Source organism: Polymorphospora sp. A560, assembly GCF_045781765.1.
Lineage (GTDB): Bacteria > Actinomycetota > Actinomycetes > Mycobacteriales > Micromonosporaceae > Polymorphospora > Polymorphospora lycopeni.
On the sequence record NZ_CP122282.1, the window covers coordinates 6,877,034 to 6,903,018 of the forward strand.

The 25,985-nt window shown below is 72.4% G+C and carries 26 protein-coding genes and 1 pseudogene; 11 read left to right on the forward strand and 16 right to left on the reverse strand.

Going from position 1 to position 25,985, the window contains the following annotated elements; genetic code table 11:
• Positions 1–22 precede the first annotated feature (22 nt).
• The 4 genes from QCD66_RS30915 to QCD66_RS30930 are packed head-to-tail and all read right to left on the reverse strand — an operon-like array spanning position 23 to position 4,161.
• Positions 23–1,162, reverse strand: coding sequence for an aminotransferase class I/II-fold pyridoxal phosphate-dependent enzyme (locus QCD66_RS30915; RefSeq protein ID WP_364218351.1), 1,140 nt, complete (start codon positions 1,160–1,162; stop codon positions 23–25).
• Positions 1,159–2,025, reverse strand: coding sequence for a class I SAM-dependent methyltransferase (locus QCD66_RS30920; RefSeq protein WP_364218349.1), 867 nt, complete (start codon positions 2,023–2,025; stop codon positions 1,159–1,161). The genes QCD66_RS30915 and QCD66_RS30920 overlap by 4 nt, the downstream gene beginning before the upstream one ends.
• Positions 2,026–2,050: 25 nt before the next feature.
• Positions 2,051–3,319: an aminotransferase class V-fold PLP-dependent enzyme gene (locus tag QCD66_RS30925; protein WP_375735240.1), complete on the reverse strand. Its 1,269-nt coding sequence runs from the start codon at positions 3,317–3,319 to the stop codon at positions 2,051–2,053.
• 5 nt (positions 3,320–3,324) lie between these two features.
• A complete protein-coding gene (locus QCD66_RS30930) occupies positions 3,325–4,161 on the reverse strand; it encodes a crotonobetainyl-CoA--carnitine CoA-transferase (RefSeq protein ID WP_357533074.1) in 837 nt (278 codons plus the stop codon).
• A 322-nt stretch (positions 4,162–4,483) separates the two neighbouring features.
• Here QCD66_RS30930 and QCD66_RS30935 point away from each other — a divergent pair, with 322 nt between their 5' ends.
• The 3 genes and pseudogenes from QCD66_RS30935 (at position 4,484) to QCD66_RS30945 (ending at position 6,828) form a co-directional block, all read left to right on the forward strand.
• Positions 4,484–5,167: a hypothetical protein gene (locus QCD66_RS30935; RefSeq protein WP_364218344.1), complete on the forward strand. Its 684-nt coding sequence runs from the start codon at positions 4,484–4,486 to the stop codon at positions 5,165–5,167.
• A gap of 221 nt (positions 5,168–5,388) precedes the next feature.
• Positions 5,389–5,601: pseudogene (locus tag QCD66_RS30940) on the forward strand (helix-turn-helix domain-containing protein); the annotation flags it as partial.
• A gap of 15 nt (positions 5,602–5,616) precedes the next feature.
• Positions 5,617–6,828 carry a tetratricopeptide repeat protein gene (locus QCD66_RS30945; RefSeq protein ID WP_375735241.1) on the forward strand — a complete coding sequence of 404 codons (1,212 nt, stop codon included), beginning with the start codon at positions 5,617–5,619 and terminating at the stop codon, positions 6,826–6,828.
• A 43-nt stretch (positions 6,829–6,871) separates the two neighbouring features.
• Here the strand turns inward: QCD66_RS30945 and QCD66_RS30950 are convergent, their stop codons facing one another.
• The 3 genes from QCD66_RS30950 to QCD66_RS30960 all read right to left on the reverse strand — a co-directional run bounded on the left by QCD66_RS30950 (position 6,872) and on the right by QCD66_RS30960 (position 9,376).
• The gene (locus QCD66_RS30950; RefSeq protein WP_375735229.1) at positions 6,872–7,840 is read right to left on the reverse strand and encodes an ATP-binding cassette domain-containing protein; all 969 of its coding nucleotides are present in this window, start codon (positions 7,838–7,840) and stop codon (positions 6,872–6,874) included.
• A gap of 123 nt (positions 7,841–7,963) precedes the next feature.
• A complete protein-coding gene (locus QCD66_RS30955; RefSeq protein ID WP_364218341.1) occupies positions 7,964–8,686 on the reverse strand; it encodes a DUF899 family protein in 723 nt (240 codons plus the stop codon).
• Positions 8,687–8,827: 141 nt separating this feature from the next.
• Positions 8,828–9,376, reverse strand: coding sequence for a DoxX family protein (locus QCD66_RS30960; RefSeq protein ID WP_357533080.1), 549 nt, complete (start codon positions 9,374–9,376; stop codon positions 8,828–8,830).
• Between the two features lie 249 nt (positions 9,377–9,625).
• On the opposite strand from QCD66_RS30960, the gene QCD66_RS30965 reads away from it, so the two are divergent.
• Together QCD66_RS30965 and QCD66_RS30970 are read left to right on the forward strand one after the other, a co-directional pair.
• Positions 9,626–10,411 (forward strand): alpha/beta hydrolase, encoded by a 786-nt coding sequence (locus QCD66_RS30965; protein WP_364218338.1) that lies wholly within the window; start codon positions 9,626–9,628, stop codon positions 10,409–10,411.
• Between the two features lie 42 nt (positions 10,412–10,453).
• The gene (locus QCD66_RS30970; protein ID WP_407566893.1) at positions 10,454–11,536 is read left to right on the forward strand and encodes a carboxymuconolactone decarboxylase family protein; all 1,083 of its coding nucleotides are present in this window, start codon (positions 10,454–10,456) and stop codon (positions 11,534–11,536) included.
• A gap of 58 nt (positions 11,537–11,594) precedes the next feature.
• Here QCD66_RS30970 and QCD66_RS30975 read toward each other — a convergent pair whose 3' ends face one another.
• The 4 genes from QCD66_RS30975 to QCD66_RS30990 form a co-directional block, all read right to left on the reverse strand.
• Positions 11,595–13,625 (reverse strand): glycerophosphodiester phosphodiesterase family protein, encoded by a 2,031-nt coding sequence (locus QCD66_RS30975; protein WP_375736288.1) that lies wholly within the window; start codon positions 13,623–13,625, stop codon positions 11,595–11,597.
• 224 nt (positions 13,626–13,849) lie between these two features.
• On the reverse strand, positions 13,850–14,317 hold the full coding sequence (locus QCD66_RS30980) for an SRPBCC family protein (RefSeq protein WP_364218332.1): 468 nt from the start codon (positions 14,315–14,317) through the stop codon (positions 13,850–13,852).
• Entirely contained in the window at positions 14,314–14,646 is a 333-nt protein-coding gene (locus QCD66_RS30985; protein ID WP_364218330.1) for a metalloregulator ArsR/SmtB family transcription factor, read from the reverse strand. Before QCD66_RS30985 ends, QCD66_RS30980 begins: the two co-directional genes overlap by 4 nt.
• A 345-nt stretch (positions 14,647–14,991) precedes the next feature.
• Positions 14,992–15,279, reverse strand: a complete 288-nt coding sequence (locus QCD66_RS30990; protein ID WP_375736289.1) for a siderophore-interacting protein — start codon at positions 15,277–15,279, stop codon at positions 14,992–14,994.
• Positions 15,280–15,426: 147 nt separating this feature from the next.
• Here QCD66_RS30990 and QCD66_RS30995 point away from each other — a divergent pair, with 147 nt between their 5' ends.
• Positions 15,427–16,458: a poly(3-hydroxybutyrate) depolymerase gene (locus QCD66_RS30995; RefSeq protein WP_375736290.1), complete on the forward strand. Its 1,032-nt coding sequence runs from the start codon at positions 15,427–15,429 to the stop codon at positions 16,456–16,458.
• Positions 16,459–16,504: 46 nt separating this feature from the next.
• Here the strand turns inward: QCD66_RS30995 and QCD66_RS31000 are convergent, their stop codons facing one another.
• A complete protein-coding gene (locus QCD66_RS31000; RefSeq protein ID WP_375736298.1) occupies positions 16,505–17,416 on the reverse strand; it encodes a Wzz/FepE/Etk N-terminal domain-containing protein in 912 nt (303 codons plus the stop codon).
• Positions 17,417–17,857: 441 nt separating this feature from the next.
• Here QCD66_RS31000 and QCD66_RS31005 point away from each other — a divergent pair, with 441 nt between their 5' ends.
• Positions 17,858–18,238 (forward strand): MerR family transcriptional regulator, encoded by a 381-nt coding sequence (locus tag QCD66_RS31005; RefSeq protein ID WP_364218429.1) that lies wholly within the window; start codon positions 17,858–17,860, stop codon positions 18,236–18,238.
• A 71-nt stretch (positions 18,239–18,309) separates the two neighbouring features.
• Positions 18,310–19,041: a lysophospholipid acyltransferase family protein gene (locus QCD66_RS31010; protein ID WP_357533098.1), complete on the forward strand. Its 732-nt coding sequence runs from the start codon at positions 18,310–18,312 to the stop codon at positions 19,039–19,041.
• Positions 19,042–19,086: 45 nt separating this feature from the next.
• On the opposite strand, the gene QCD66_RS31015 is transcribed toward QCD66_RS31010, so the two are convergent.
• Positions 19,087–19,572: a VOC family protein gene (locus QCD66_RS31015; protein ID WP_364218324.1), complete on the reverse strand. Its 486-nt coding sequence runs from the start codon at positions 19,570–19,572 to the stop codon at positions 19,087–19,089.
• A 90-nt stretch (positions 19,573–19,662) separates the two neighbouring features.
• Here QCD66_RS31015 and QCD66_RS31020 point away from each other — a divergent pair, with 90 nt between their 5' ends.
• Positions 19,663–20,448, forward strand: a complete 786-nt coding sequence (locus tag QCD66_RS31020; RefSeq protein ID WP_375736291.1) for a helix-turn-helix domain-containing protein — start codon at positions 19,663–19,665, stop codon at positions 20,446–20,448.
• A gap of 81 nt (positions 20,449–20,529) precedes the next feature.
• Complete coding sequence (locus QCD66_RS31025; protein WP_375736292.1) at positions 20,530–21,390, forward strand: enoyl-CoA hydratase/isomerase family protein; 861 nt, start codon at positions 20,530–20,532, stop codon at positions 21,388–21,390.
• Here QCD66_RS31025 and QCD66_RS31030 read toward each other — a convergent pair.
• A complete protein-coding gene (locus QCD66_RS31030) occupies positions 21,372–22,676 on the reverse strand; it encodes an erythromycin esterase family protein (RefSeq protein ID WP_364218318.1) in 1,305 nt (434 codons plus the stop codon). The genes QCD66_RS31025 and QCD66_RS31030 overlap by 19 nt on opposite strands.
• 229 nt (positions 22,677–22,905) lie before the next feature.
• Between QCD66_RS31030 and QCD66_RS31035 the strand changes: the two genes are divergently transcribed.
• A complete protein-coding gene (locus QCD66_RS31035) occupies positions 22,906–23,097 on the forward strand; it encodes a DUF2795 domain-containing protein (protein ID WP_364218316.1) in 192 nt (63 codons plus the stop codon).
• Positions 23,098–23,127: 30 nt separating this feature from the next.
• On the opposite strand, the gene QCD66_RS31040 is transcribed toward QCD66_RS31035, so the two are convergent.
• Positions 23,128–23,772 carry a response regulator transcription factor gene (locus tag QCD66_RS31040; RefSeq protein WP_364218314.1) on the reverse strand — a complete coding sequence of 215 codons (645 nt, stop codon included), beginning with the start codon at positions 23,770–23,772 and terminating at the stop codon, positions 23,128–23,130.
• Entirely contained in the window at positions 23,736–25,673 is a 1,938-nt protein-coding gene (locus tag QCD66_RS31045) for a sensor domain-containing protein (protein ID WP_375736293.1), read from the reverse strand. The genes QCD66_RS31040 and QCD66_RS31045 overlap by 37 nt, the downstream gene beginning before the upstream one ends.
• Positions 25,674–25,985: the final 312 nt, after the last annotated feature.

A 25,985-nucleotide genomic window follows, 5' to 3' on the forward strand; every position in this document is an offset into this window, starting at 1 on the left:
TTCGTCCCGCCGGGACGGCCGGTCAGCCGGCCCGGATCGCGCTGAGCAGGTCCTCCAGCAGGTCCGCCGGGTCCTCGATGCCGACGGAGAGGCGGATCAGGTCGTCGGTCACGCCGGACCGCAACCGGACCTCGCGGGGAATCGGCCGGTGGGTCATCAGCGCCGGGCACTCGATCAGCGACCGCACGCCGCCGAGGCTGACCGCGCAGGCGAACAGCCCGGTACGGGTCATCAGCTTCTCCGGGTCGGCGCGGTACTCGAAACTGATCATCGAGCCGGGGCCGGCCATCTGCCGGCGGGCGACGTCGTGACCGGGGTGGTCGGAGAGCCCCGGGTAGTGCACCCGGCCGACGAGCGGCTCCCGGGTGAGCGCCTCGGCGATCACCCGCGCGGTCCGGGCCTGCCGCTCGACCCGCAGCGAGAGCGTCTTCAGGCCGCGGTGGACCAGGTAGCAGTCCAGCCCGCCGGGCACGTTCCCGGCGGTGGTGCGGTGTTCGACGAAGGCCGCGTGCAGCGCCGGGTCGGCGCAGACCAGGGCGCCGCCGATCACGTCGAGGTGGCCGGCGATGGACTTGGTGGTGCTGTAGACGCTGACGTCGGCACCGAAGCGCAGCGGCTGCTGCCCCGCCGGGCTGCACACGGTGTTGTCGACCACGACGAGCGCGTCCCGCCGGTGGGCCCGGGCCGACACGTCGGCCAGGTCGGCGATCTTCAGCAGCGGGTTGGTCGGCGACTCGACCCACACCATCGCCAGGTCGGGAAACCGGTCGGGGTCGGACAGCGCCGCCACGACCGTCGGATCGGTCAGGTCGGCGTGCTCGACGTGTATGCCGTACCGGCGCAGGGTCTGCATGAGCGACCAGGTGCCGCCGTACACGTCGTCGGAGGCGACCAGGCGCTGGCCGGGCCGCAGCAGCGAGAGCACGGTCGCGGTGGCCGCCTGGCCGGAGGAGTAGACACTGGCGTGCTCGACGTCCTCCAGCGAGGCGAGCGCCGCCTCCAGGGCCTCCCGGGTCGGGTTCTCGCCCCGCCCGTAGAAGTAGCGGGGCGTGCCCTGCGCCGACCGCTCGTACGTCGTCGCCAGGTGCAGCGGCGGGACCACGTCCCCGGTTCCGGGGGTCGGGGTCTGGCCGACGTGCACCAGCCGGGTGTCGAACCTCATCCGCCCGCCCCCGGCGCGACGGCCCGCACGCAGTACGCCGTCGACGGCAACTCGACCCGGCCGTCCCCGTTCACGAACCGCCGCGCGGCCCGCCCGACCGCCGCCCACACCGCCGGGTCGTCGACCGATCCGCGGTGCTCCTGGATCACCTGGCGCATCCGGGGCGGCAGCACGTCGCGGGTGAACCGGACGAAGTCGTCGACCGAGTCGAGCACGAACGGCACGACCTGCTCGTGCACCGTGACGTCGCGCAGCCCGGCGGCGGTGAACTCCGCCACCACCTGCTCCGGGTCGGCCATCGTGAACGGGCCGGGTCCCGGTGGTGGCGGCGCCAGCGCGAGTTCGGCGGAGACGACCGCGAAACCCAGACTGATCATGGGTACGGCCGGCGGTGGTCCCCACACGGCGGCGGCCAGTACACCACCGGGCACCAGCAGTCGCCGCACCTTGGCGAGGTTGTCGACCCGGTCGGCGGCGAACATCAGCGACCAGCGGGCCAGTACGGTGTCGAACCGCTGGTCGGCGAGTTCCGGCGCGGCGACGTCGCCGACCACGAAGTCCACCCCGAGCCCGGCGCACCGCTCCCGGGCCGCCTCGATCATCACGGGCGAGGGGTCGACGCCGACCACCCGACCGTCCGGTGCGACGAGCCCGGCGGCGGTACGCGCCGGTTCGCCCGCCCCGGTGCCCAGGTCCAGCACCCGCCGGCCGGACGCCACCCCGCCGAGCGCGACCAGCCGGTCGGTCACCACGGCGGCGCCCCGCTCGAACGGCACCGTCCAGGTCCGCCAGCCGGCGGCGACCGCGTCCCAGTTGGCCCGCTGCTGGCGCAGTACGGCCGCCGTCTCCAGTGCCGAAACCATGGCCGCTAGCTCCTCTCGTCGCGGTTCACAGGAACCGGGTGGTGGGCTGCTCGGTGGTCCAGAAGCCGGGGCGTACGGTGCCGAGCGCCTCGATCACGCGCTCGACCTCCGACCAGGTGTTGTAGGCGGCGAACGACACCCGCACCGTGCCGACCAGGCCCAGGCTGTCCAGGAAGGTGCTGGCGCAGTGCACGCCGCAGCGCACCGCGATCTCGTGCTGGTCGAGGTGGCCGCCGACGTCGTACGGGTGCAGCCCGTCCACCGCGAAGGAGACGATGCCGCTCGGGTCGAGCCCGGGGTCGCCGATGATCCGTACCCGGTCCAGCCGGCCCAGTTCGCGGACCGCGCCGCGCACCAGGTCGGCGTCGTGGGCGCGCAGCGCGTCCCAGCCGATGCCGTCGACGTAGCGCAGCGCGGCGGCGAGCCCGATCGCGCCGGCGACGTCCGGCGTGCCGGCCTCCATCCGGCTGGGCAGTGGCTGGTAGGCGACCGGCTCCTCGAACGAGACGCCCTTCACCGTGCCGCCGCCGACCTGGTACGGCCCCATCGTGGCGAACAGTTCGCGCCGGCCGTAGAGGATGCCGATACCCATCGGGCCGTAGACCTTGTGGCCGGAGAAGCAGTAGAAGTCGGCGTCGAGGTCGCGTACGTCGACCGGGCGGTGCGGGACCGCCTGCGCCCCGTCGACGACGGTCACCACGTCGTGCCGGTGGGCGGCGGCGATCATCTCCCGGACCGGGTTGACGGTGCCGAGCACGTTGGACACGTGGGAGAAGGCCGCGATCCGCACCCGCGGGCCCAGCGCCGCGGCGAAGTCGGCCGTCTCCACCACGCCAGCCGCGTTCACCGGCACGACGACGAGTTCGGCGCCGGCCTGCTCGCACAGCCGCCGCCACGGCAGCAGGTTGCTGTTGTGCTCCATCGCGGTCACCACGATCTGGTCGCCCGCGCCGACGAGCCGCCGGCCGAGCGTCTCGGCCACCAGGTTGGTGGCGGCGGTGGTGCCGCTGGTGAAGACGATCTCGTCGGGGTGCTCCGCGCCGATCCAGGCGCGTACGGTCTCCCGGGCCTGCTCGAACAGTTCGGTGGCGGCCAGGCCCAGCCGGTGGTAGCCACGGCCGACGTTGCTGTTGGCGTGGCGGTAGTAGTCGACGATCGCGTCGAGCACGGCGGTGGGCTTCTGGGTCGTGGCGGCGTTGTCCAGGTAGGCGAGCGAGCCGCCCCCTGACTGCAACAGCGGGAAGTCCTGCCTGACCGCCGCGAGCCGCCGGTCGTCCAACCTGGAATCTTGCATCTGGGTCATGCTGGCTCCCGGTAGTGGAACATGCTGACAAACTGGTCGATGTAGCCCTGGGGGAACGGAAACACCTTCTGTTGCGCGTACGGCCGGCTGGCCGGCGACCGGTAGCCGGGTTCGGTGGGTGCGGGCAGCCGCCCCCGCGGGTCGCGCAGGTGCGGGCCGTAGAAGAACCAGCAGAGCTGCCCGACGTGCTCGACGAAGAGCACCGGGTGCAGTTCGGCCGGATACATGTGCAGGTGGCAGTACGTCGCCTTGAACTCGCCGACCGGCCCGAAGCTGTTGCCGAACATGACATGACCGAAGATGTCGTGGACCGCGCGGAAGACGTCGTTGTGGCTGAGCTCGACGCCGTCGATCACCACGCCGGACGGCTCGCGCAGCGGGTGGAACCCGGTCGGCGCGGCCGGCCCGTGCCCGGAGCTGGTGAGGTAGACGTAGAGCACGCCGGTCTCGCGGACGCCGGTGATCAGTTCCCGGGAGCCGTGGTACGGCTGGCCCGGCGCCGACCACGGCCGGACCTCGATGCCGGCGTCGACGATGGCCCGGAACTGGCGCCGGTTCTCGGCCTTCAGTCCTTCGTAGAGTTCGGTCAGCCGCGGATCGAGCCCGAGCATGGGGGCGCGGTCGAAATACTCGGCCACCGCGCGGCAGTAGTCGGCGTCGAGACGTACGGCGACGTCGGCGAGCCGGGCGAGGGCGGGGCCGCCCGGGGCGCCGGGGGGCGTACGGCTGTCCACGTAGGTCTGCGCCACGACGGCCAGGTCCACCTCGGCGGGCACGCCGGCGGCGCCGCCGGCCGTGGGCAAGCGGCGTCTGGAGACGGACCCAGCAGCCATGCCCGTAAGTTATGGGACGCCTGATCAGCCGGCCAGACATCCGTTAGCGGGGCGAAAGACGTACGGCGTGGGATGTGTCGCCGGCCCGGGGCCGTACGCCCGGCGACGGTGGCGGGTCGGGTTCCGGTGGCAGAAGAAGGCGGGCAGGTTAACAACCCCGCCATCTCCGGTAGTGAAAAGAACGCTATTGCATATGTTCTGCCGACATAACGGGCACACTGTCTCTTTACTTTGGCATAGCGAACCTCCGGAGACATCGATTAACCTTGACCATGTTCCACCTGGGCCAAGATCGAGTTTTGCATTACGGTGGGGGGCGGGCATGGAAGGCCAGCAGCCGGACGAGCACTCACGATGTCGATCCACCTCGCTCGATAGCGTCGACGGACCGCCCACCGACAGCCCTCCCGCCAGCGAACCGGGGCCCCTGCCGTGGCTGCGCCGCTGCCAGGACCTTCTCGTCACCAAGGCCCGCGGAAACCAGACCAATGCCACCGATCGGCATCGCGACCTGTGCTGGTCGCATGCCAGCGACCTCGGTTCGGCGATGCTGGAATACGCCCGCCACACCGGTGACGACAAGCGTCTCGACAATGCGATCGAACTACTCGAACACGCCTGGTCGCAGACCTCGGTGGGCAGCGCCCCGCGCCAGACGGTGGCCGCCAGGCTGGGTCTGGCCTTCTATACCCGATTCCAGCGCAGCGGTCGCATCGTGGATCTGGACACGATCATCGCCCGGCTCGACGGCGCGGCCGGCGAGCCGTGGAGCGCCGTGGCCGACGCGACCGACGAGCGTCCCGCCGAGCAACTGCTCCCCACGGCGGACCTCGACCCGGCGCTGGCCGGGCAGCCGGCGGCCGGTGTGACCGGCCCGGACCGGGGCGCCGACCACCGTCACTCGATCCGCCGGATCACGCCGGTGCCGCTGCCGCGCTGGTCCGAACTCAGCGCGCAGCTCGCGTTCCGTCAGGCCGCGCCCACCGCCGGATGGCCGATCAACTGAGCACACCCGGCCCGCGACCAACGGCTACCATGCGGTTCCGCAGTGATGACTTGCTGTGATCAACTTGTCAAGTCAGTGATCCTAAGTTGACTTTGCCTGTGATTGAGTATTGAAGGGGCACCTCTGTCCACCCATTGTTCGACTACTATGGGTGCACCATCGGTCCTCTCCACTACTCGTCTCCACCCGCTGTTAACGCATCTCACAGGCTGGCAGTCATGATGGATTCAGGTTCGACCCGGACACCCGACGCGTCCTCACAGCCGCAGTCATTCGGCACCCGGCTGCGGCTGCTACGCCTCGATCGCGGCCTACGTCAGCGCGACCTCGCCGGTGAACACCTATCCGCCAGCTATATCTCTTTTCTTGAGTCCGACCGTCGCGCGCCCACCGAGCGGGTCGTCCGCCAGCTCTCCGAGCGCCTGACCTGTCGCCCTGAGGATCTGTGGATGCCACCCCAAGCCGACCAGCCCACGCCGGGAACCGCCACCGTCGAACTCAAGCTGGCCAGGGTGTCACTTCTCGCCGGAGAGCTGGACCAGGCCCGGACGGCGTACGCCGAGCTGGCCGACGCCCACCCCACCGTCCCGGCGGTGTTCGGCGAGGCGACCCTCGGGCTCGCCCAGGTCGAGGAGGCGGCCGGCCGCTCCACCGAGGCGGCCCGGCACTACGAGACCTGCCTGGCCGCGGAGACCGACACCGGCTACAGCAACCGGCTGTCGGCCGGCCTCGGGCTGTCCCGGTGCCTGGCCCAGCTCGGCCGGGCGGAGCAGGCGCTCGCGGTGGCCCGGTCCACCGCCAACCACATCGAGCAGATCGGCCTCGACCGTTCCGACGTCGGGGTCGAGATCCGCGCGATCATCGCCAGTGTCCAGTGTGAACTCGGTGAGCCCGGGCTCGCCCGCAAGCCCATCGCCGAGGCGCTGGAGATCGTTCCGGAGATCACCGACCGGCACGACCTGATGGCGGTCTACCACCGGGCCAGCGCCACGGCCGCCGAGGCCGGACACCCGGGGCGGGCCATGGAGCTTCTCGGCCGGGCCATCGACGCCAGCCTCGGCCACGACCACCAGCGGATCATCGGGATGCTCCGGGCCCTCTACGGCGGCCTCTTGCTGCGCCAGCCCCCGGTCGACCCGGAGCTGGCCCACGAGATCCTCACCCAGGCCCTGGTCGACCTCGGGTCGACCGGCAGCGTGCTGGAGATCATCCGGTGCCGCAACGACCTGCTCTCGGCACTGATCCTGCTCGACCGCCCCGACGAGGCGGTCAGCGGTGCCCGCGAACTGCTGGACAGCACGGCGGGCCGGTCGACCCCGGAACGGATCGACACGCTGCTGCTGCTGGCCGCCGCCCAGTCCATCCTCGCCGACACCGACGGCGCCCGGACCACCTGCCGGACCGCCCGCGACGAGCTCGAGGAGCTGGCCGACTCGGCACAGACGTCCCGGCTCTGGTCCCAGCTGGGCGAGGCGATGACCCAGGTCGGCGAGACCGATGCGGCGATCGTCGCCTACCGCCGCGCCATCCAGAGCCTCGGTGTCGAGATGACCCCGGCACTGCGGCCGGCCCGCCCCGCCGACGACGACCGCCCCGCTCCCCCGCGCCGGGCGACCCGCACCCCCCGCCAGGACCGTCGGCCCCGCCGGCCGGACCGCTGACGTACCGCGCGCCAGCGGCGGCGTGGGTCGGCCGGTCGGCGGATCAGCCGCCCGCCCGGTCCGCGCCGGCCCCGGCGGCCCGCTCGGTCAACCGGAAGAAGACCGCGTCCAGGCTCGGCTGACGCAGCGCCACGTCCTCCACCACCAGCCCGGCGGCGTCGAGCTGGCGTACGACCACCGGCAGGGTGATCGCACCGGTCGGCACGGCGACCCGCACCGTACGCTGATCATGGTCAATCTCCGGCTCGGCGCTGGCGAAGCCGGCCAGGATGCCGGCGGCGGCGGCCAGTTCGGTGGTTTCCCGGAGCACCACGTCGACCCGGATGCCGATGGCCGACTTCAGCTCCGCCGGGGTGCCCGCGGCGAGTTCCCGGCCCTGGTCGACCACCACGATCTGGTCGGCGAGACTGTCGGCCTCGTCGAGGTACTGCGTGGTCAACAGCACCGACGTGCCGGCCGCGACCAGGTCGGCGATGTGCCGCCACATCTGCCGCCGGCTGCCGGGGTCGAGCCCGGTGGTCGGCTCGTCGAGGAAGAGCACCGGCGGCGCGGTGATCAGGCTGGCCATCAGGTCGAGGCGGCGGCGCATGCCGCCCGAGTAACCCTTCACCGGCCGGTCGGCCTCGCCAGCGAGGTCGAAGCGCGCGAGCAGCTCGGCGGCCCGCGCCTTCGCGGTCCGGTCGTCGAGGTGGTGCAGCCGCCCGAAGACCCACAGGTTCTCCCGGCCGGTCAGGTCGTCGTCCACCGCCGCGTACTGCCCGGCGAGGCCGATGTTGCGACGTACGGTCTCGGCCTCGCGCACCACGTCGTAGCCGGCCACCCGGACCTGGCCGGCGTCCGGCCTGGTCAGCGTGGTCATCACCCGTACGGCGGTGGTCTTGCCGGCGCCGTTGCGGCCGAGGAGCGCGCAGACCGTTCCGGCCGCCACCCGCAGATCCAGCCCGCGCAACGCGTGCGTACGCCGGAATCGCTTGTGCAGCCCCTCGACCTCGATCGCACAGTCGGAGATCAACCAGATCACCCATCCCGCAGCGGGCCGCCAGGGTCGTACACCGCCGGCCGGGGTGCCCGTCACTCCACTGTGCCGCAGCGGTGGCCGGGGACCGACAGACCTGTCAGCCGGCCGAAGGTTCGCTCAGGCGTGGCATCCGCCGCCGGTCGGCTCGGGGTGGCTGGCGTACCAGTCGCCGCGCCCCTGCGGCAGCAGGTCGAGCACCGGCCAGGTCGCGCAGATCGGGTCGAGGCCGCGGGAGTCGCCGCCGTCGCCGGCGTGGTAGGGCGTCGCCTCCGGGTCGGCGGGGTCGGTCAGGTCGGCCGTCCCGTGCCAGTGCACCCGCAGGTCGGCGCCGTCGCGGCGGTAGACGGTGGCCGCCGGCACCATGTCGCCGCCGGGCAGGCGCAGGCCGAGCTGGTCGCTCAGGTCGCCGGGGCGGGTCGAGTAGACCGGCACCCGGTGCCAGCCCCGGGCGTGGGCCAGGGCGGCGAGCCGGTCCGGGGCGGCCGGGGCGAGCACGGCGACGCCGGTGTTCTCGCGCAGGTGCGGCGCCAGCGGGTCGAGCCCGTCGATCCACATCGCACACATCGGGCACGGCTCGGGCCAGTCCTGGTCGAACATCAGGTTGTAGGTGAACAGCGTCGGGTGCCCGTCGAACAGTTCACCCAGCGAGGTCACGGTGCCGTCGAGGGCGGTGAGCGGGGTGTCGGCGGCGACCACCGGACCGGGCGGCAGTGCCCGGCGCAGGGCCGCCACCCGCTCGGTCGCGTCGCGCAGCTCGCGCTCCGCGGTGAGCAGCGCCGCCCGCGCCGTACGGTAGTCCCCGGACACTGCGCGGTTGAGCTGCCCGATGGTCTCGGTCACGGTGTCTCCCCCTCAGCCGTCGGCATGGCCGGTCACCGGCGACCGGCCGGCGCAACCATCGTATAGCGGACGAACCGGCGGGTAGCGCAGCGCGCCGGGGGTGCCACCGGTCCGTCCGTGGCACCCCCGACGTCGACACACTCACTGCACGTGCGGTGGCGGCGATCCCCAGGTGACCACGACCATGACCAGCGTCATGACGATGGTGATCCCGAGTGCGATCGTCCGGACCCGGGAGACCGTACGGGACGGGATCTTCCAGGCGTCGATGGACCACTTGCCGGCGCCGGCCAGCAGGACGGCGAGCCCGCAGGCGAGCACCGCCAGTTCCCACTCGAACCCGCCCGGCATGAAGAAGCCGACCCCGAGCTTGAGCGACGCCGAGGTGGCCATCATGATCACCACGAGCGAGGCGCCGAGCGCGGTGAACACCCCGAGCAGCAGGGCGAGACCGGCGAGCGTCTCGGTCACGGCGAGGATCCAGGCGAACACCGTCGAGGCGCCGCCGAATCCCTTCGGCTCCAGGTATCCGGCCATCTTGGCGGTGTCCCATCCGGTCCACACGCCGAAGAGGTTCTGGAGGCCGTGCAGAAGGTAGGTGCTGCCCACGGCCAGCCGCAGCACGAGCAACGCCGAGGCGACCCAGTTGTCCTGGGTGGTCGCGTCGGCGGGGCCTCGCCGCGCGGTCACGGTCGCGGTTGAACCGGCACTGTCACTGTCCACTTCGCCGCCCCAGTGCCCCGGACGGACCGCATCACTAGTCATGGATTGACGCTAACGACGCCGTACGGCCCTCGGTGCACATCTGTCGGTGCGGCGAAAGCCCCTCGCCCGCCGGCACCCCCGTCGGCCCGGCGGGCGCTGTCCGTACGGCGAAAGATTCCGGTCCCGGACAACGGTTTTTCGTTATAAAGAGGACCGACCAGGGGGGTGAGCCAGATGCAGTCGCTGCACCTCGCCGACGCGGGCGGTGCCCTTCGCTACCACGACCTGCCCGGCACCGGGCCCGCCGGCGTCTACATTCCGGGGCTGGCCTGCTCGGCGTCGGCCGACTTCCCGGAGACCGCGGCGCATCCGGCGATCCGCGACCGGCGGTGGATCCTGGTCGACCCGTTCGGTGTCGGGTTCAGCGACCGGCCGGCCGACTTCTCCTACACGATCGAGGCCCACGCCGCGACCGTCGCCGCCCTGCTCGACCACCTCGGCCTGACCGGCTGCGCGGTGGTCGGCAGCAGCATGGGTGGCGCCGTCGCGATCACCCTGGCCACCGCCCGGCCCGACCTCGTCGGATACCTGCTGCTCGCCGAACCGGCGCTGGACCGGGGGCGCGGCATGCTCAGCCCCTACCTGGCCGACCTCGACGAGGCGGAGTTCGTCGAGCGCGGCCACCGGGAACTGGTCGAGATGCTGGCGAAGGCCGCGGCCGACGGGCACACCGGGGCCGGCAACTTCGCCGCCGCGGTCCGGGCCGCCGCACCGCACGCCATGCACCGCAGCGGCCGCTCGCTGCGGCAACCCCGCGACCCCGGTTTCCGGGACCAGCTCTACCGGCTGCCGATGGGTCGGGCGGTGGTGGTGGGCGCCCGCTCCGGTGTCGACGTCGGCGCCTTCGCGGCGCACGGCATCCCGGCGTACGAGGTGCCCGACGCCGGTCACTCCATGATGGATGAAAACCCGGCCGGCTTCGCCACGGCGCTCGCGGCGGGCCTCGCCGGCTGGCGGTGACCGCGCCACCGACCGATGTGCCCCCGGCGGAAGGAGAGTGCGATGTCGAAGAAGCTCCTGGTTCCGGTGCTCGGCATGCTGGGGCTCACCCAGGTCCGGCACGTGGCCCCGGTCCGCCGAGGCGCGGCGCGCGGCCTGGTCGCCGAGGTCTACCGGCAACTGGAGCGCGACTTCGGGGTGCTGGCGCCGCCGGTCGCGCTGCACGCCCCGGCACCCGAGGTGCTCGCCGCCTGCTGGCTGCTGCTGCGCGAGACCGTGATCGTCGAAGGCGCCGTCGACCGGCTGACCAAGGAGACCATCGCGGCCGCGGTGTCGCGGGCCAACACCTGCCCGTACTGCATCACCGTGCACGACGAGATGTCGCAGAGCCTGGGCCGGCAGGCGATGCTGCCCGGCGCGCGGGCCGGCCGGCCCGACCCACGCCTCGACGCCATCGCGGACTGGGTGACGACGCCGTCCCCCGGGCGGGAGTTGCCCTTCCCGCCCGCACACACGCCGGAGATCGTGGGCAGCGCGGTGCTGATGCACTACCTGAACCGGGTCGTCAACGTGCTGCTGTACTCCATTCCGCTGCCGCCCGGGGTGCCGCGCCAGGCGTTGGGGCCGGTCATGAAGGTGCTCGGCCGGCTGATCGTCGGGCAGGCCCGTCGACCGCACCCCGCCGGCCACTCGCTCGGCCTGCTGCCGGCCGCCGAGCCACCCGCCGACCTGTGGTGGACCGCGCCGAACCCGAACGTCGCCGCGGCGTTCGGCGCCGCCGTCGCCGCCGTCGAGGCCGCCGCCACCCGGTCGGTTCCCGCCCCCGTACGCGAACTCGTGCGGCGTGAACTCGACGCCTGGGACGGCACCGCCCGGCCGCTCGACCCGTCCTGGCTGGCCGGACCGGTGGCCGGGCTGGCGGAGGCCGACCGCCCCGCCGGCCGGCTGGCGATGCTGGTCGCGTTCGCCGCCTACCGGGTGGACCAGCCGGCCGTCGACGCGTTCCGGCGAACCGGTGCCACCGACGCCGACCTGGTCGCGCTCTGCGCGTGGGCGGCGCTGGCCGCCAGCCGCCGGATCGGCGCCCGGCTGGCCGGCCCCCGCGACGGTGCCGGCTTCCCCGGCGAGCCGGCCCGCCACCCCTGAACCGCCCGCCGGGTGGCCCGGCCCGGGCGGCCCGGGCGGGCCGGGCCACCCGCGCCGATCAGCGCAGGCCGTTGCGGATGGCGACCCGGATCAGCGTTTCCGGGTCGTCGGTGATGATCCCGTCGACCCCGAGATCGATCACCCGCTGCATGATCACCGGGTCGTTCACCGTGTACGGCACCACCTTCAGCCCGTCGCGCCGCTGGAGCACCGGCACGTCCGGCCCGTGGTAGTAGGCCGGGTTCTCCCGCAGGTACCAGTCGGCCGAGGCGACCGTGCCCTGCCCCGGGTCGTGCACCTGCCAGTTCGCCGAGACCGTGCCGGCCCCGGCGGCGCGGACCAGCTTGCCCAGGTCACGGTGACGCCACCAGTCCAGGCCACCGGTCCAGGGGCTCCGCACCGACGGGTCGCCGTACACCGTTCGGAGCGAGCACTCGTCGGCGAGGCCGGCGCACTCGGTGGGGCCGTACTGCCAGACCAGGGCGACCGTCTCGATCCGCGGGTTGAGCTTCTTGGCGTGCCGGATGGTCCGCCAGTCGAAGGACTGGATGGTGACCCGGTCGACGAAGCCCGCCTTCTCGACGGCCCGGACCAGCTTCGCCGTGAGGTTGCGGTACGGGGCCGTGTCCGCCACCAGCGGGCTGATCTTGGTTTCGATGTTCAGCCGTACGTCGGGCCGGTCGCTCCCCTTCACCAGCGAGAAGACCTCGTCGAGGGTGGGGATGCGGGCGCCGGGCACCGGCACCTGGGTCGGCTCGGTCGTCTTCGAGCCGCAGTCGATCGTCTTGATCTGCTTCAGCGTCAGTTCCCGGACCGGCTTGCCGACGTACGGGAACTTCGGGTCGCGGGCGCGGACCGGTGCGGTGTCGACGCAGTGCGAGCCGTTGACGGTGCGGTCGTGCGACACCACCAGGTGGCCGTCGGAGGTCACGCCGGTGTCCAGTTCCAGAGTGGAGATGTCCTTGTCGGACAGTGCGTTCGCGAACGCCGGCAGGGTGTTCTCCGGCCGGGTCGCCTTGCCGCCCCGGTGCGCCTGGATGTCGAACGGTGCCGTGTACGCCTTCGGCAGCCGGTAGCCGCGACCGGCGATCAGCCCGCGCAGCCGGTCCGGGTAGTCGGTGATGATCCCGTCCACCCCGTCGTCGATCAGCTTGGCCATCGTCGGTACGTCGTTGACCGTCCACGGCACCACCTTGATGCCGTTGCGGTGGGCGTGGTCGACCATCTCCTTCGTCACGTACGGCCGGTAGCCGGGGTCGGCGACCGAGCCGTTCTGCGGGAACCCGTGCACCGGCGAGAAGGTCTTCACCCCGAAGCTCTTGATCGCCTTGATCGGGTCGCCGCCGAAGTCGTCGATGTCGAGGCCGCCCAGCCACGGCGACCGGCCCGGCTGGCCGGTCTGCAGGAAGTCGTGGTTGGTCAGCGCGACCAGCGGCAGCCGGGGCTCGACCTGGCGCATCCGCATCAGCGCGCCCCAGTCGAAGCTCTGGATGGTGACCTGCTTGAGCAGCCCGGCCGCCCGGATCTCGGCGGCGGTGACCTGGACGAACTGCTCGCGGGGTGCGGTCTCGTGCGGCGCGCCGGCCTCGACCTTGGTCTCGACGTTGAGCGTGACGTCGTCGGCGCCGTACCGCTTGACCAGCGCGAACACGTCGCGCAGCAACGGCATCGTGGAGCCCGGCACGGCGAGCTGGCCGGGATGCTCGGGCAGGGTCCGCGTGCCGCAGTCGAGGGTCCGGACCTGCGCCAGGGTCAGCGTGTTGACGTACTTGCCGACGTAGGGGAACTCGGGGTCGCCCGGGGTGACCGGGGCGGTGTCGACGCACTTGTTGGCCGCGACCCGGCGGTCGTGGGTGACCACGGCCTGGCCGTCCTCGGTGATCTGCACGTCGAGTTCGAGCGTGCTCACCCCGAGGCGGAGCGCGTTGCCGAACGAGGCGAGGCTGCTCTCCACCCGCAGGCCGAGCCCGCCCCGGTGGGCCTGCAGGTCGAACGTCTTGCCCTTGGCGGGGGCGGCGAGGGCCGGGGTGCCGGCCAGCACCGTGGCCGCCACCAGCACCGCCGTGGTGATGCGGCGTGTCTTGCGCACGCTGGTCTCCCTCCGCGGCGGGCGGGTCCCGCCGGTCGGCGGCCAGCATGGTGAGGCCGGGCGGCGCGCAGGCGATCGACTGTCGACATCGGCGTGAACCGATGCCGACCACCTCGCATCGATCGGGCTGGTCAGGCGCCGAACCTTGATGTCCGCAATTGCGGTTCCCGGCTTTCGGTGGACGCGGCGTGGTGCCGGCACGGGGCCGGCACCACGCCCGCCGGTCAGGCGAGGGTCTTGAGGTAGCTGTCGAGGACGGCGTACGACTCGGCGGCGCCGTCCTCCATACCGGAGGCGACCATGCCGTCCCGGTCCTCCTTGTTGGCGAAGCGCGACGTGCTCGTCACCACGGTCTGGCCGCCCCGCTCCTCGAACACCACCGTCTCCTCCAGGATGTGGCCGGCCATCGGCTCGTATTCGAAGGTCTGCACGATCCGCTCGTTCGGAACGATCTCCCGGAACTCGCCACGGAACGCGTGGCTCTCGCCGTCCGGGGTGTGCTCGACGTAGCGGTACCTGCCGCCGACCCGGAAGTCGATCTCGACGTCGAGCGGATTGCCCCGGCCCCACCAGTGCTTCAGGTGCTCTGCCTGGGTGTGTGCGGCGAACACCAGGTCACGCGGGGCGTCGACGGCCCGGCTGAGGGTGATCTCGAGGTCGGACGGGTGCTCGACGCTCAGGTCGTTGGTCATCGCGGTTTCTCCTTCAGTTCACGCAGGTAGTCGTCCAACACGTCGTACCGCCCTTCCCAGTGCCGGCGGTACTGGTCGATCCACTCGGCGACGGAGCGGAGCGGGGTGGGGTCGAGTCGGCAGCGCCGCCACTGTGCCTCTCGGGTCCGCACGATCAGCCCGGCCCGCTCCAGCACGTTCAGGTGCTTGGAGACGGCCTGGAGGCTGACCGGAAACGGCTCCGCCAACTCGTTGACCGTCGCGTCGCCCTCGGCCAGCCGGGCCAGGATCGCCCGGCGGGTCGGGTCGGCGAGCGCGGCGAACACGGTGCTCACCGGATCTGCCGTCATCTCTCCTCTCAACCAATTGGTTGATTAACCAATGAGTTGAATATACAGGTCACGGCAGTGCCGTCAAGCCGAACCTGGGGTTTTCCGCACCCACGCCGGTGTGGTCCGCCCATTCGCCCCGGGCGGTGGACCTCATGGTGGCGGGTCCGACCGGTTCACAGCTTCAGATCATGCTTCAGACCGCGGCGTCATCGCCCGCCAACGACGAATCCGGTGGCCTGGTCGAGGTGATCCTGCCGCTCGCCGGGTTCACCGCGAGCAGGGCGACATGAGCCTGGCCGGCGCGATCCTCCGGACGACGCTCGGCTCGGTGGCGGGTTCGCACGAGCCGGTGTCGATCCGGGCTCAGCCGGTGGCCCGGCCCCGGATCCAGTAGAACTGCGTGAAGCGTTGCCGCCGGTCGAGCCCGAGCCGCTCGGCGAAGACCGGACGCAGCGCCTTCACCAGGTTCTTCTCGCCGGCCGCCCGGGCGTAGACGCCGGCCGGTCCGGAGACGTCGTGGAGCACGAAGTCGAGGGTGAGGGTGGCGTCCGACCTGTCGATGCCGGCGAAGGTGTAGCCGCGCTGCACGAGCGTGCCGTTCCGGTTCGGGATCCACAGTCGGAGCCACAGCGTGGGGAACGGCTCGACCACCTGGAGCTAGATCGAACTCCACCTGTGGGGTGCACCACACTCCAGGCGGCCGAAACATGTCACCCACATCGATGTACGGCCGGCTCCCGCCGCCCCTAACCTCGGCGCATGCCGCGCCCACCGGCCCGGCCCGGAACAGGAGGACCTATGAAGTTCCTCGTCCGCGCCATCACCGCGGCCGCCACGGCGGCCCTGCTCACCGTCGTACCCGCGACCGCCGCCCAGGCCGCCGACCCACCGACCAGACCGCCGGTGCCCGGCTCGCTGAACACCTACAACGTGTCGGCGGTCTACGTCGCCGGGGTCTCGGCCGGCGGCTACATGGCCACCCAACTGCACCTGGCCTACTCGGCCCGGATCAGGGGTGCGGCGATCTTCGCCGCCGGCCCCTACTACTGCGCCCAGTTCAACGCCGCCCAGGCCACGTACGGCTGCATGGACGACCTGTGGCCGACCAACCTGGCGGCGCTGAAGACGTATCCACCGCTGTGGGCCGCGTACGGGTGGATCGATCCGGTCACGAACCTGTCCGGCCGGCCCGTCTACGCCTTCCGCGGCACCGGCGACACGGTGGTGAAGAAGCCGGTCAACGACGCGCTGGTCAACTTCTACCAGCACTTCGGCGCCAGCGTGCAGTACGACACCGGCTCGCCGGCCGGGCACGGATGGGTGACGCCGTACGGGACGGTCGGCTGTTCGGCCACCGCACAGCCGTACCTGAACGACTGCGGCACCGACCCGCAGAACGCCTTCCTGCGCAAACTGCTGGGCTCGGTCAGCCCGCGCAACACCGGCGCGCTCGGCGGGCAGCTCATCAGCTTCAACCAGAGCAGCTTCGCGGTGAACGGCTACGCGCCCGGGCTGAGCATGGGCTCGACCGGGTTCGCGTACGTGCCGGCGTCGTGCGCCGCCGGCCAGTCCTGCCGGCTGCTGGTCGCGCTGCACGGTTGCAAGCAGGGGCACGCCGAGGTGGGCACGGCCTTCGTCGACCGGGCCAACCTCAACCAGTACGCCGACACCAACCGCCTGGTCGTGCTGTACCCGCAGGCGGTCCCGTCGGCGGTCAACCCGAACGGCTGCTGGGACTGGTGGGGATACCTCGGCGCGACCAACTACGCGATCAAGGGCGGAGCCCAGTTGGAGACCATCATGAACATGGTCCGCCGGCTGGACGGCTGACCCGCTTCGCCCGCCGCCCGGCGCCGGGCCGGATCGCGTAACGGCCTCAGCCGCGCCCGCCGGGCGGCGCGGGCGGCCAGGTGGCCGGCGCGGGTGGCGGCGCGGATGCCGAGGGTGGTGCCGGTCCGACGACCTTCGCCACTCCGACGCTGCCGGCCCGGCCGACGGAGGCGGCGCCGGTGGCGCGGCCGTTTCCGGGCCGCGCCGGGCGGACGTCCCGGTCGACCCGGGCGGCTTCGGGGCTCGCCGGGTCGATCCGGGACGCCCCCACGCTGGCCACTCCGACGCTGCCCGTGCCGGACCGGCTGGCCGACGCGAGTTGCTCCCGGCGGCTCCGGGACGGGCGGCGGGCGATCGCGTGGAAGGAGACCACGAACACGGTGGCGAGCACCATCCCCACGGCACCGACGATCAACTGGGTCCGCAGGATGTGGAAGCGGGAGGTGACGACGCCGGCGCCGCTGTCGAGCAACTGGGTGCCGATCGCCTCGCCCGGGCCGGGATCGTAGTCACGCTGCCGCTCGACCACCTCCTCGGCGATGAGCGCGGTGACCGTGTCGACGGTCACCGCCACCTGCTCGGGCGTCGGTGCCGCGACGTCGATGGTGAGCAGGCCGCTGCGGACGGTGTGCCCGACCTCGTAGTCCGGGACGCCACCGGCGGCCTCCACCCGCTGGCGGGCCTGCGGGGCGGTGACGGAAACCTGGACCGCCTGCGCCATGCCGACCTCGCCGAGGCTGAGCCACGGGTTGCCTTCCACGGGGGTGGCGCTCGCCGGGGTCGGCCGGCGGTCGTTGGGGTTCACGGTCGGCGGGATCAGCAGGACGGTGGCGGACGCCTTGTATTCGGGCTGCATGACGAATCCGACCGCCACCGCGGTCAGGATCGCGACGAGGACCGCCGGCACGGAGACGTACCAGCGGCGTACGGCCACCAGCAGGATCTCGAAGAGGTCGATCGCTGGCCCCCAACAATCCGTGCGCCGCCCTGGATGACGACCATCCTAAGGTCGGGAACTCTACTCTCTCGTAAGAAGACAGATGCGCCGGTCCCGACAGGCGGGCGGTGACGATCAGCACGGCACGGATCGGGGAACTCTCCTCTAACCGGAGAGTAGGGTCTGCTCGGGCTCTTCGCGTCGTTCACGATGGCCGCCGCCATCGCGATCGTCCACCCGGTACGCGGCCCACGGCACCACCGTCGAGATCACCGGACTGACCGGGTCGAGCGCCCGGACGCACGCCAATCTGGGCGGTCAACCGAAGGTCGGACACTGATGGACACTAGGTGACATGAGCGAGCGGAGTGAGGGAACCAGCCAGCTCAGTCACCGTCATGCGAACACCGAACGAAGTGAGGGGGGCGCGTGACCGAGCGGAGTGAGGGAACCAGCCAGCTCATGCAGATCGGCGAGGCCGCCGAGCGGGTCGGGTTGAGCATCCGCACCATCCGCCACTACGAGGAGGCCGGGCTGATCGTCCCGTCGGCCCGCAGCGACGGCGGGTTCCGCCTCTACACCCAGCCGGACCTCGACCGCCTCGCCGTGGTCAAGCGGATGAAGCCCCTCGGGTTCACCCTGGAGGAGATGCGCGACCTGCTCGACCTGCTCGACGCGCTGTCCGGCACCGACCCGGGCGACGAGCGGACCGCCCTGCTCGAACGGCTGGCGATGTTCCACCGGGCGGCGATGGCACGCGTGCAGGCGCTACGGGACCAGCTCGCCACCGCCGAGGGCTTCGCCCGCCAGATGCAGGACCAGCTCGACATCCACCGGCGCTGACCGGGCGTAGGTCCGGCGCCCGCCGGGCGGGCTGCCGGGCGCCTCCCAGCGAAGCCGGCTAGGTTCATCCCATGGCGGAGTTGGTGTACCCGCCCGTCATCGCCACCGCAAAGGCGATGTTCCGGGTGTTGGACCTGCGGATCAGGGTAGAGGGCGAGCAGCACATCCCCCGGCAGGGCGGGGCGGTGATCGCGAGCAACCACGTCAGCTACCTGGACTTCATCTTCTGCGGTCTCGGCGCCCAACCGGCCCGCCGGCTGGTGCGGTTCATGGCCAAGAAGTCCGTGTTCGACCACCGGATATCCGGGCCGCTGATGCGTGGCATGCGGCACATCCCGGTCGACCGCAACGCGGGGATCGCCTCCTACCGTGAGGCGCTGGCCAAGTTGAAGGACGGCGAGGTGGTCGGCGTCTTCCCGGAGGCCACGATCAGCCGGTCGTTCACCGTCAAGGAGCTGAAGACCGGGGCCGCGCGGATGGCGCACAGTGCCAAGGTCCCGCTGATCCCGATGGCGATCTGGGGCACCCAGCGGCTGTGGACGAAGGGCCGGCCCCGTACCTTCACCCGCCACGTGCCGATCACGATCCTGATCGGCGAGCCGGTGCCCACGCAGCGTGATCAGGAGGCGGTCACCGCCGAACTGCACACCGCGCTCTCCACGCTGGTCGACCGCGCCCAGCGTGACTATCCGGACCTGCCGTCCGGGCCCGAGGACGGCTGGTGGCAGCCGGCGCATCTGGGTGGCAGCGCCCCGACGCCGCAGGAGGCGGCGGCACTCGACGACGCGGCACCGGCCCGTTGACAGCCGTGGTGCCGCCGGCCGTCCGGCGGCACCACGTCCGTGCGCTCAGTCGTCGCCCTCGGCGGTCCAGGCCAGCGCGGCGGCCCGGATCTCCTCGACCGGTATGTCGCGGTCGTGCCGGGCCACACACCACCGCAGCCCGAAGGGGCAGCGGAACACTCCCATCCGGTCGCCGGAGAACGCGTCGCCGACCGCCGACAGCGGGGTCGCCCCGGCGGACACCGCGCGGGCGAAGACGGTGTCCGGGTCCTCGACCCAGTACGTCAACGTGAAAGCGTTGCCCTGCTCCGGCGGTCCGACCAGGCCGAGGTCGGGCATCGGGGCACCCAACTGGAAGACCGAGTCGCCGAGCCGCACCTCCGCGTGGATGATCTCGCCGTCCGGTCCGTCGATCCTGGTCAGCACCTCCCCGCCGAGCACGTCGCGGTAGAAGTCGACGGCCCGGGCCGAGTCGTTGACGGTGACGTACGGCATCAGGCGTTGCGTGCCGGCCGGTGCCGGCCCACGAGCAGGGGTTTTGTTGTCGGTCATATGGTGCATGCTGCTCTGGTGGACCGGCCACCGCTTGGAAAAACGCGACACCTACCGGCGCCGACCGCGAGCCGCCACGGCCTGCTCGGCGTGCGCGCCCGGGACTTCGACCTCGACCGGGCGCCCGCCTCGGCCGACCTCGCGGGCCTCGTCGAGCGGCACTGGCTGGTCCGCTGGGACCTGCCCGAGGACCGGGAGGGCTCGGTCAGCCTGCTCCCCCACCCGTGCGTCAACCTGTTCGCCACCGGTGGACCGGTCGCCGTGGCCGGGGTCGGCGACACGGTGTTCACCTATCGCTACCGGGGGCGCGGCCACGTCTTCGGGGTGAAGTTCCGACCGGGCGGGTTCGCACCGTTCCTGGCCGGCCCGGTCGCCCGGCTCACCGGCCAGACCAGACCGCTCGCCGAGCTCTGGGGCGCGGCCGACGCCGCCCGGCTGGCCCACGAACTGGCGGCCGCCGGCCCGGATCTCGACACGCTGGCGACGATCGCCGAGCGCCACCTGCGGGCCCGCCGGCCCGCCCCGGATCCCGAGGTCGAGCGGGTCGGGCGGATCGTACGCACCCTGTTGCACGACCGGTCGGTGGTCCGGGTCGACGAGGTGGCGACCCGGTTCGGGCTGTCGTCCCGGTCGTTGCAGCGGCTCTTCCAGCGCCACGTCGGAGTCAGTCCGAAGTGGATACTCCGGCGCTACCGGCTGCACGAGGCGGCCGCCCGGCTGGCGGAGGACGGGCCGGCCAACTGGAGCGAGGTCGCCGCCGACCTGGGCTACTTCGACCAGTCGCACTTCATCCGCGACTTCAGCGCGGCGGTGGGGATGACCCCGGCCGCGTACGCCGACGCCTGCCGCCGCCACGTGCAGCCGGTGAGCGCCTGACCCGCGCCGTACCGGGGCGGGTGTGGCGCCAGCTCGCGTTACCGGCCGGTAGGGTCGGTGCACGCGTGGGAGGAGTGGTCGATGGCCGACGACAGGACGCTGGGCGGGGACCGGGCGGCGGGCCGTCCGGGGCTCGGGCTCGACGTGGCCGGCGGCACCGCGACGATCCGGATCGACAACCCGGCCAAGCGCAACGCGATGACCGTACGGATGTGGCGGGAGCTGCCGGTGCTGCTCGACCGGCTCGCCGCCGACCCCCGGGTACGGGTGCTCGTGCTGACCGGGGCCGGCGACACGTTCTGTGCCGGCGCGGACATCGGCTCGCTCGACGAACTGCTCGGCGTCGGCGGCGACGGCGGGGACGGCCAGATCGCCGCGGTGGTCGCCGAAACGGCGCTGGCGGCGTTCCCGAAACCGACGATCGCCGAGATCCGTGGCCACTGCGTCGGCGGCGGCTGCCAGCTCGCCGTCGCCTGCGACCTACGGATCGCCGCCGACGGCACCCGGTTCGGGATACCACCGGCCCGGCTGGGCGTGGTCTACCCGCTGCCCACCACCCGCCGGCTGGTCGAACTGGTCGGGCCGGCCGCGGCGAAATACCTGCTCTACTCCGCCGAACTCGTCGACACCGCGCACGCGGCCCGGATCGGGCTGGTCGACGAGGTGGTGCCCGCCGACGGGCTGGCCGACCGGGTACGCGCCCTCGCCGCGACGCTGGCCGAACGGTCCCTGCTCACCCAGTCCGCCGCGAAGGAGTACGTCGCCCTGGCGTCCGCGGCCCGGCACGGCGGCGCCGACCCGGGTGTCGGGCGGGCGGCGTACTGGGAGCGGGAGATGCGGACCGCCGGTGACCTGGCCGAGGGGGTCGCGGCGTTCCACGAGCGCCGCGCACCGAGGTTCACCTGGAACCCGCCCGGCGCCGGTCAGACGCCGGCCGGATAGGTCTCCAGTTCGCCGGGCACCATCCGGGCCGACAGCGGGTGCAACGGCGTGCTCTGGTCGCACCAGACGAAGGCGTCGTAGCGGTCGCCGAGCCGGGTCGGCACGTAGTTGCCCCAGCGTTCGACCTCCGGGTCGTAGACGACGCCGACCGCCCGGTGCTCGAACTCCGCGGCAAGCCAGGCCGGCCGATCCTCGCGCGGGAAGACCAGCAGGGCGCGTTCCGGAAGCACCGTGTGCAGCCGGTCCTCCAGCGAACCCGGGCGGGCCGGCGGCAACTCCATCACCTGTGCCGGCGCACCCCACTCACTGCCGGCGATCACCTCGCCCCGATAGCTTCCGAAGCCGACCAGGACCACGTCGTCGGGGCCGTACCGCTCCCGGGCCAGCTCGCCGATGTTGACCAGCCCGGACCGGGTCATGCTGGTCGCCCGGGCGTCCCCGACATGGGTGTTGTGCGCCCACACCACGGCCTTCGCACCGGTGCCGTAGAAGGTCAGCAGCCGGTCGAGGGTGTCGGCCATGTGGGTGTCGCGGACGTTCCACGAATCCGGGCCGCCCCGGACCATCGCCCGGTAGTAGCGCTCGGCCCCGGCGACCACCTCGCCGTTCTGCCAGGCCGAGAAGCGGTCGGCGCCGTCCCGGGCGGCGCGCGTCCGCAGTTGCGTGAGCATCCGGACGACCTCGCCCTGGCACTCGTCGTCGACCATCGCGTAGACCTGCGGATCGCCACCGAACGGCTCGAAGCAGCGGTACGCCTCCTCCGCCGCGCGGCGGGCCGGCGGGTCGTCCTGCCCCAGATGGTCGAGGATCGCGTGGATCGACTCCCAGAGGCTGTAGACGTCGAGACCGTGGAACCCGACCCGCTGCTCCGGCGACCGGTCGAGGTTCCACGCCCGCAGCCACCGGCAGAAGCGGGCCACCTCCGCGTTGGCCCACATCCAGGTCGGCCACCGCTCGAACCGCTGCAACGCGACCTGCGGGTCGGGGTCGGCGCCGGGTACGCCGGTGACCGAGCGGTGCACCCGGTCGCAGTCCGGCCAGTCTCCCTCGACGGCGACGAACGAGAACCCGTACTCGGTGACGAGCCGACGGGTGAGCTGCTCGCGCAGCCGGTAGTAGTCGTACGTGCCGTGGCTCGCCTCGCCGAGTTGCACGATCCGGGCGTCGCCGATCCGGGCGAGGAGGGGGTCGAAGTCGTCCGGGCCGGCCAGCCGGTGGGCGATCCGCCCCAACGTCCCACCCCAGCCGGCGTCGTTCTCGCCGAGGTTAGCGTCATACAAGGACATACCAACTCCTACCCACCCCTACCACCACCAAACCCCCACCCCCACCCCGCCCCGCCACCCCACCGCTCGCCGCCCCGCCGCCGCCCCGCCCGCCGCTCGCCCGCCCGCCGCGTTGATCAAGGAGAAGTTGAGCGGCAATCCCGTACAAGACGGGCACGCTTTCTCCTTGATCAACGCGAAGGGGGCGGGGCGGGAGTGTGGGCGGGGGTTTGCGGGTACGGGGGTGGTCATGACCAGTCAGCAGCTTCCGTGGGAGGAACAGCTCAGCGGCCTGGACTATCCGGTGTCGAAGGAGGATCTGATCAGGCGGGCGCAGGAGAGCGGCGCGGACACCAAGACGATGCAGGCACTGCGCTCGCTGCCGGTCGACCGGTTCGGCTCCGCCGCCGAGGTCACCGGCGCGCTCGGCCCGCTCCGCTGACCCTGGCCGGCCACGGCCGGGACCGGGCCGTCAGCCGTTGAGGTACGCCAGCACGGCCAGCACCCGCCGGTTGTCGTCGTCCGACTGCGCCAGGTCGAGTTTGCCGAAGATGCTCGCGGTGTGTTTGCCGACCGCACTCTCGCTCAGGAACAGCCGCTGGGCGATGGCGCTGTTCGAGCGCCCCTCCGCCATCAGCTCCAGCACCTCGCGCTCACGTGGGGTCAGCCGGGCGAGCGGTCCGGCCCGGCCGGTGCCGGTGAGCAGCCGGGCGATGACGTCGGGATCCATCGCGGTGCCGCCGGCCGCGACCCGCCGTACGGCGTCGACGAACTGGTCGGCGTTGAAGACCCGGTCCTTGAGCAGGTAGCCGACCCCGCCCGACCCGTCGGCGAGCAACTCGCGGGCGTACAACTGCTCGACGTGCTGCGACAGCACCAGCACCGGCAGGCCCGGGATCTCCCGGCGGGCGGCCAGCGCGGCCTGTAGCCCCTCGTCGGTCTGGGTCGGCGGCAGCCGTACGTCGACGACCGCGACGTCGGGTCGCAGCCCGATCAGCGCCCGGTGCAGTTCCGGGCCGGTTTCGACGGCCGCGACGATCTCGAACCCGTGCGCGGTGAGCAGCCGCGACAACCCCTCTCTCAGCAGGTAGAGGTCCTCGGCGAGGACAACACGCACGGCAGCTCCAATACGACGGTCGTCGGACCGCCCGGCGGGCTGTCGACGGTCACGACGCCGTCGAATGTACCGAGCCGCCGTTCGATGCCGCGTAGCCCGGTGCCGCGGGTCGGGTCGGCGCCGCCGTGGCCGTCGTCGGTGACGACGATCCGCAGGGCGTCGTCGCGGTGGCCGATGTCGACGGCGATCCGGCCCGCCCCGGCGTGCCGCACCGCGTTGGTGATCAGCTCGCTGACCGCGAAGTAGGCCGCCGACTCCACCGGGGCCTCCGCGCGGCCCGGCAGGTCCACGGTCGCCTCGACGGGTAGCGGACAGTCCAGGGCCAGCGCCCGTACGGCGTCGCCGAGGCCACGTTCGGCGAGCACCGGCGGGTGGATGCCGCGTACGAGGTCGCGCAGTTCGGTCAGGGCCCGGGCGGCGTTGTCGCGGGCTTCGGCGATCAGCTCGCGGGCGACGGCCGGGTCGCGTTCGACGAGTTGTTCGGCGGCGCCGAGGGTGAGGCCGAGGGCGACCAGCCGGGCCTGCGCGCCGTCGTGCAGGTCACGCTCGATGCGGCGCAGCTCGGCGGCCTGCACCTCGGTGGCGTCGGCCCGGGTCTCGGTGAGCCGCTGCACCCGCAGGGCGAGCTTGGCCCGTACGGTCGGTCCGAGCAGCAGCGCCGTCCAGCGGCCGTGCAGGCGCAGCAGCGACGGTGCGACGACCAGGCCGGCGACGGCCAGCGCCAGCCCGACCGGTACGGCGATCGCGCCGTTCCCGGCGACGTTGCCGTGCCAGGGTCCGAGGTCGTCGCCCCGCAGGCCGATGAGAACCGTGAACCGGGGCAGCGCCAGTCCCCAGATGCCGTAGCCGATCGCACCGAGCGGCACCGCCAGCAGTGCTCCCCCGACCAGCGGGTCCAGCAGTTGCCAGATGATGTCCCGCCAGCTTGCCGGGTCTCTGACCAGCCAGTCCATCCGCTGCGCGTAGGCCGCCATCCGGGGCGTCTCGTACAGGGACTTGCCGACCTGGTACAGCCCGTCGGGGCGACGCTGCAGGGGCGGCCGGGGCCGGTACGGCTCGGGCACCTCCACGCCGGACCAGCGGGCCATCCGGCGGCGGAGGTTGGTCAGCGGACGGGAGTGCTCGACGGCCGGCGGGAAGGCGACGATGAGGCCGAACCCGAAGGTGAGCACGACGGCCAGCGCACTCAGCACGGCGACCGGTACGACGAGCAGGGTCAGGCCGAGCAGGGCGAGCATCCGGACCAGCACCAGCAGCCGCAGGAGAATCCAGCGCTTGGCCGGGGTGAGGGTCGGCTCCACCGGGCGCAGCAGCAGCCGGGTCCAGCGGGCGTGCGCCGACAGCAGCGCCGGTGCGGCGGTGACGCCGGCTGTCACGGCGAGCAGGCCGAGCGGGACCGCCCACCAGCCGGTCCCGGCCGGACCGGTGACACCGGCGTACCCGAGCCACCCGCCGCCGGCGACCAGTGCGGCGGGCAGCAGGGCGAGAGGGCCGCCGACGACCGGTTCGAGGAACGTCCAGCGCAGGTCGCGCCAGGTGGCGGTGTCGCCGAGCACCCAGTCGATCCGGTCCATGTACGCCGGGAACCACGGGCTGCGGTAGAGCTGCCGGTCCCGCTCGTACAGCCCGTCCGGACCGGGCTGCGGCGGCTGCGGGCGCGGCCGGTACGGCGAGGAGATCTCGACGCCGGACCAGCGCCCGGCCAGCCGGCGGGCCAGGTTGGGCAGCCACCTGGCGACGACCAGCGGCCGGGGCAGCAGGAAGACCATGCCGAGGATGAACCCCGGCACGAAGAGCGCCATCTGCAGCGTGAACGAGGCGGCCGCGGCGACGGCGAGCCCGCCGAGGGCGAGCCCGCGTACGACGGCCCCCGTGTGCCGCCGGACCAGCTCGCCTGTCATGCCGCCCAGTCTGGCCGACCGGTGTTCGTGCCGGCATTGACCCTGCGCGCCACCCCGGGGTGTGGCTAGCCCCACCCCGGTGACAGTCACGGCGAGCTTGGCGACCCCCATACATCGACAAGCCGTGATATGCGCCCGATTGGGTAGGTAAGAGTCTTTCCGCCCTCCCTGCGGGTCCGGTCAGGTCAGGGCGATCCCGGCCGGCTGACCTCCGTCGCCCGTCCCGGTCCCCGGACCGTCGGGTACGACCGACAGGCGCCCGGCCCGACGGGATGCTGAACCGTCACGGAGCGTCATGCCTGGCAGCCTTCC

Excerpts from the sequence above, each read along its gene's own strand:
- QCD66_RS30915 (WP_364218351.1), bottom strand. The coding sequence starts at position 1,162 with ATGAGGTTCGACACCCGGCTGGTGCACGTCGGCCAGACCCCGACCCCC.
- QCD66_RS30920 (WP_364218349.1), bottom strand. The coding sequence starts at position 2,025 with ATGGTTTCGGCACTGGAGACGGCGGCCGTACTGCGCCAGCAGCGGGCC.
- QCD66_RS30925 (WP_375735240.1), bottom strand. The coding sequence starts at position 3,319 with ATGCAAGATTCCAGGTTGGACGACCGGCGGCTCGCGGCGGTCAGGCAG.
- QCD66_RS30930 (WP_357533074.1), bottom strand. The coding sequence starts at position 4,161 with ATGGCTGCTGGGTCCGTCTCCAGACGCCGCTTGCCCACGGCCGGCGGC.
- QCD66_RS30935 (WP_364218344.1), top strand. The coding sequence starts at position 4,484 with ATGGAAGGCCAGCAGCCGGACGAGCACTCACGATGTCGATCCACCTCG.
- QCD66_RS30945 (WP_375735241.1), top strand. The coding sequence starts at position 5,617 with ATGCCACCCCAAGCCGACCAGCCCACGCCGGGAACCGCCACCGTCGAA.
- QCD66_RS30965 (WP_364218338.1), top strand. The coding sequence starts at position 9,626 with ATGCAGTCGCTGCACCTCGCCGACGCGGGCGGTGCCCTTCGCTACCAC.
- QCD66_RS30970 (WP_407566893.1), top strand. The coding sequence starts at position 10,454 with ATGTCGAAGAAGCTCCTGGTTCCGGTGCTCGGCATGCTGGGGCTCACC.
- QCD66_RS30980 (WP_364218332.1), bottom strand. The coding sequence starts at position 14,317 with ATGACCAACGACCTGAGCGTCGAGCACCCGTCCGACCTCGAGATCACC.
- QCD66_RS30985 (WP_364218330.1), bottom strand. The coding sequence starts at position 14,646 with ATGACGGCAGATCCGGTGAGCACCGTGTTCGCCGCGCTCGCCGACCCG.
- QCD66_RS30995 (WP_375736290.1), top strand. The coding sequence starts at position 15,427 with ATGAAGTTCCTCGTCCGCGCCATCACCGCGGCCGCCACGGCGGCCCTG.
- QCD66_RS31005 (WP_364218429.1), top strand. The coding sequence starts at position 17,858 with ATGCAGATCGGCGAGGCCGCCGAGCGGGTCGGGTTGAGCATCCGCACC.
- QCD66_RS31010 (WP_357533098.1), top strand. The coding sequence starts at position 18,310 with ATGGCGGAGTTGGTGTACCCGCCCGTCATCGCCACCGCAAAGGCGATG.
- QCD66_RS31015 (WP_364218324.1), bottom strand. The coding sequence starts at position 19,572 with ATGACCGACAACAAAACCCCTGCTCGTGGGCCGGCACCGGCCGGCACG.
- QCD66_RS31025 (WP_375736292.1), top strand. The coding sequence starts at position 20,530 with ATGGCCGACGACAGGACGCTGGGCGGGGACCGGGCGGCGGGCCGTCCG.
- QCD66_RS31030 (WP_364218318.1), bottom strand. The coding sequence starts at position 22,676 with ATGTCCTTGTATGACGCTAACCTCGGCGAGAACGACGCCGGCTGGGGT.
- QCD66_RS31035 (WP_364218316.1), top strand. The coding sequence starts at position 22,906 with ATGACCAGTCAGCAGCTTCCGTGGGAGGAACAGCTCAGCGGCCTGGAC.
- QCD66_RS31045 (WP_375736293.1), bottom strand. The coding sequence starts at position 25,673 with ATGACAGGCGAGCTGGTCCGGCGGCACACGGGGGCCGTCGTACGCGGG.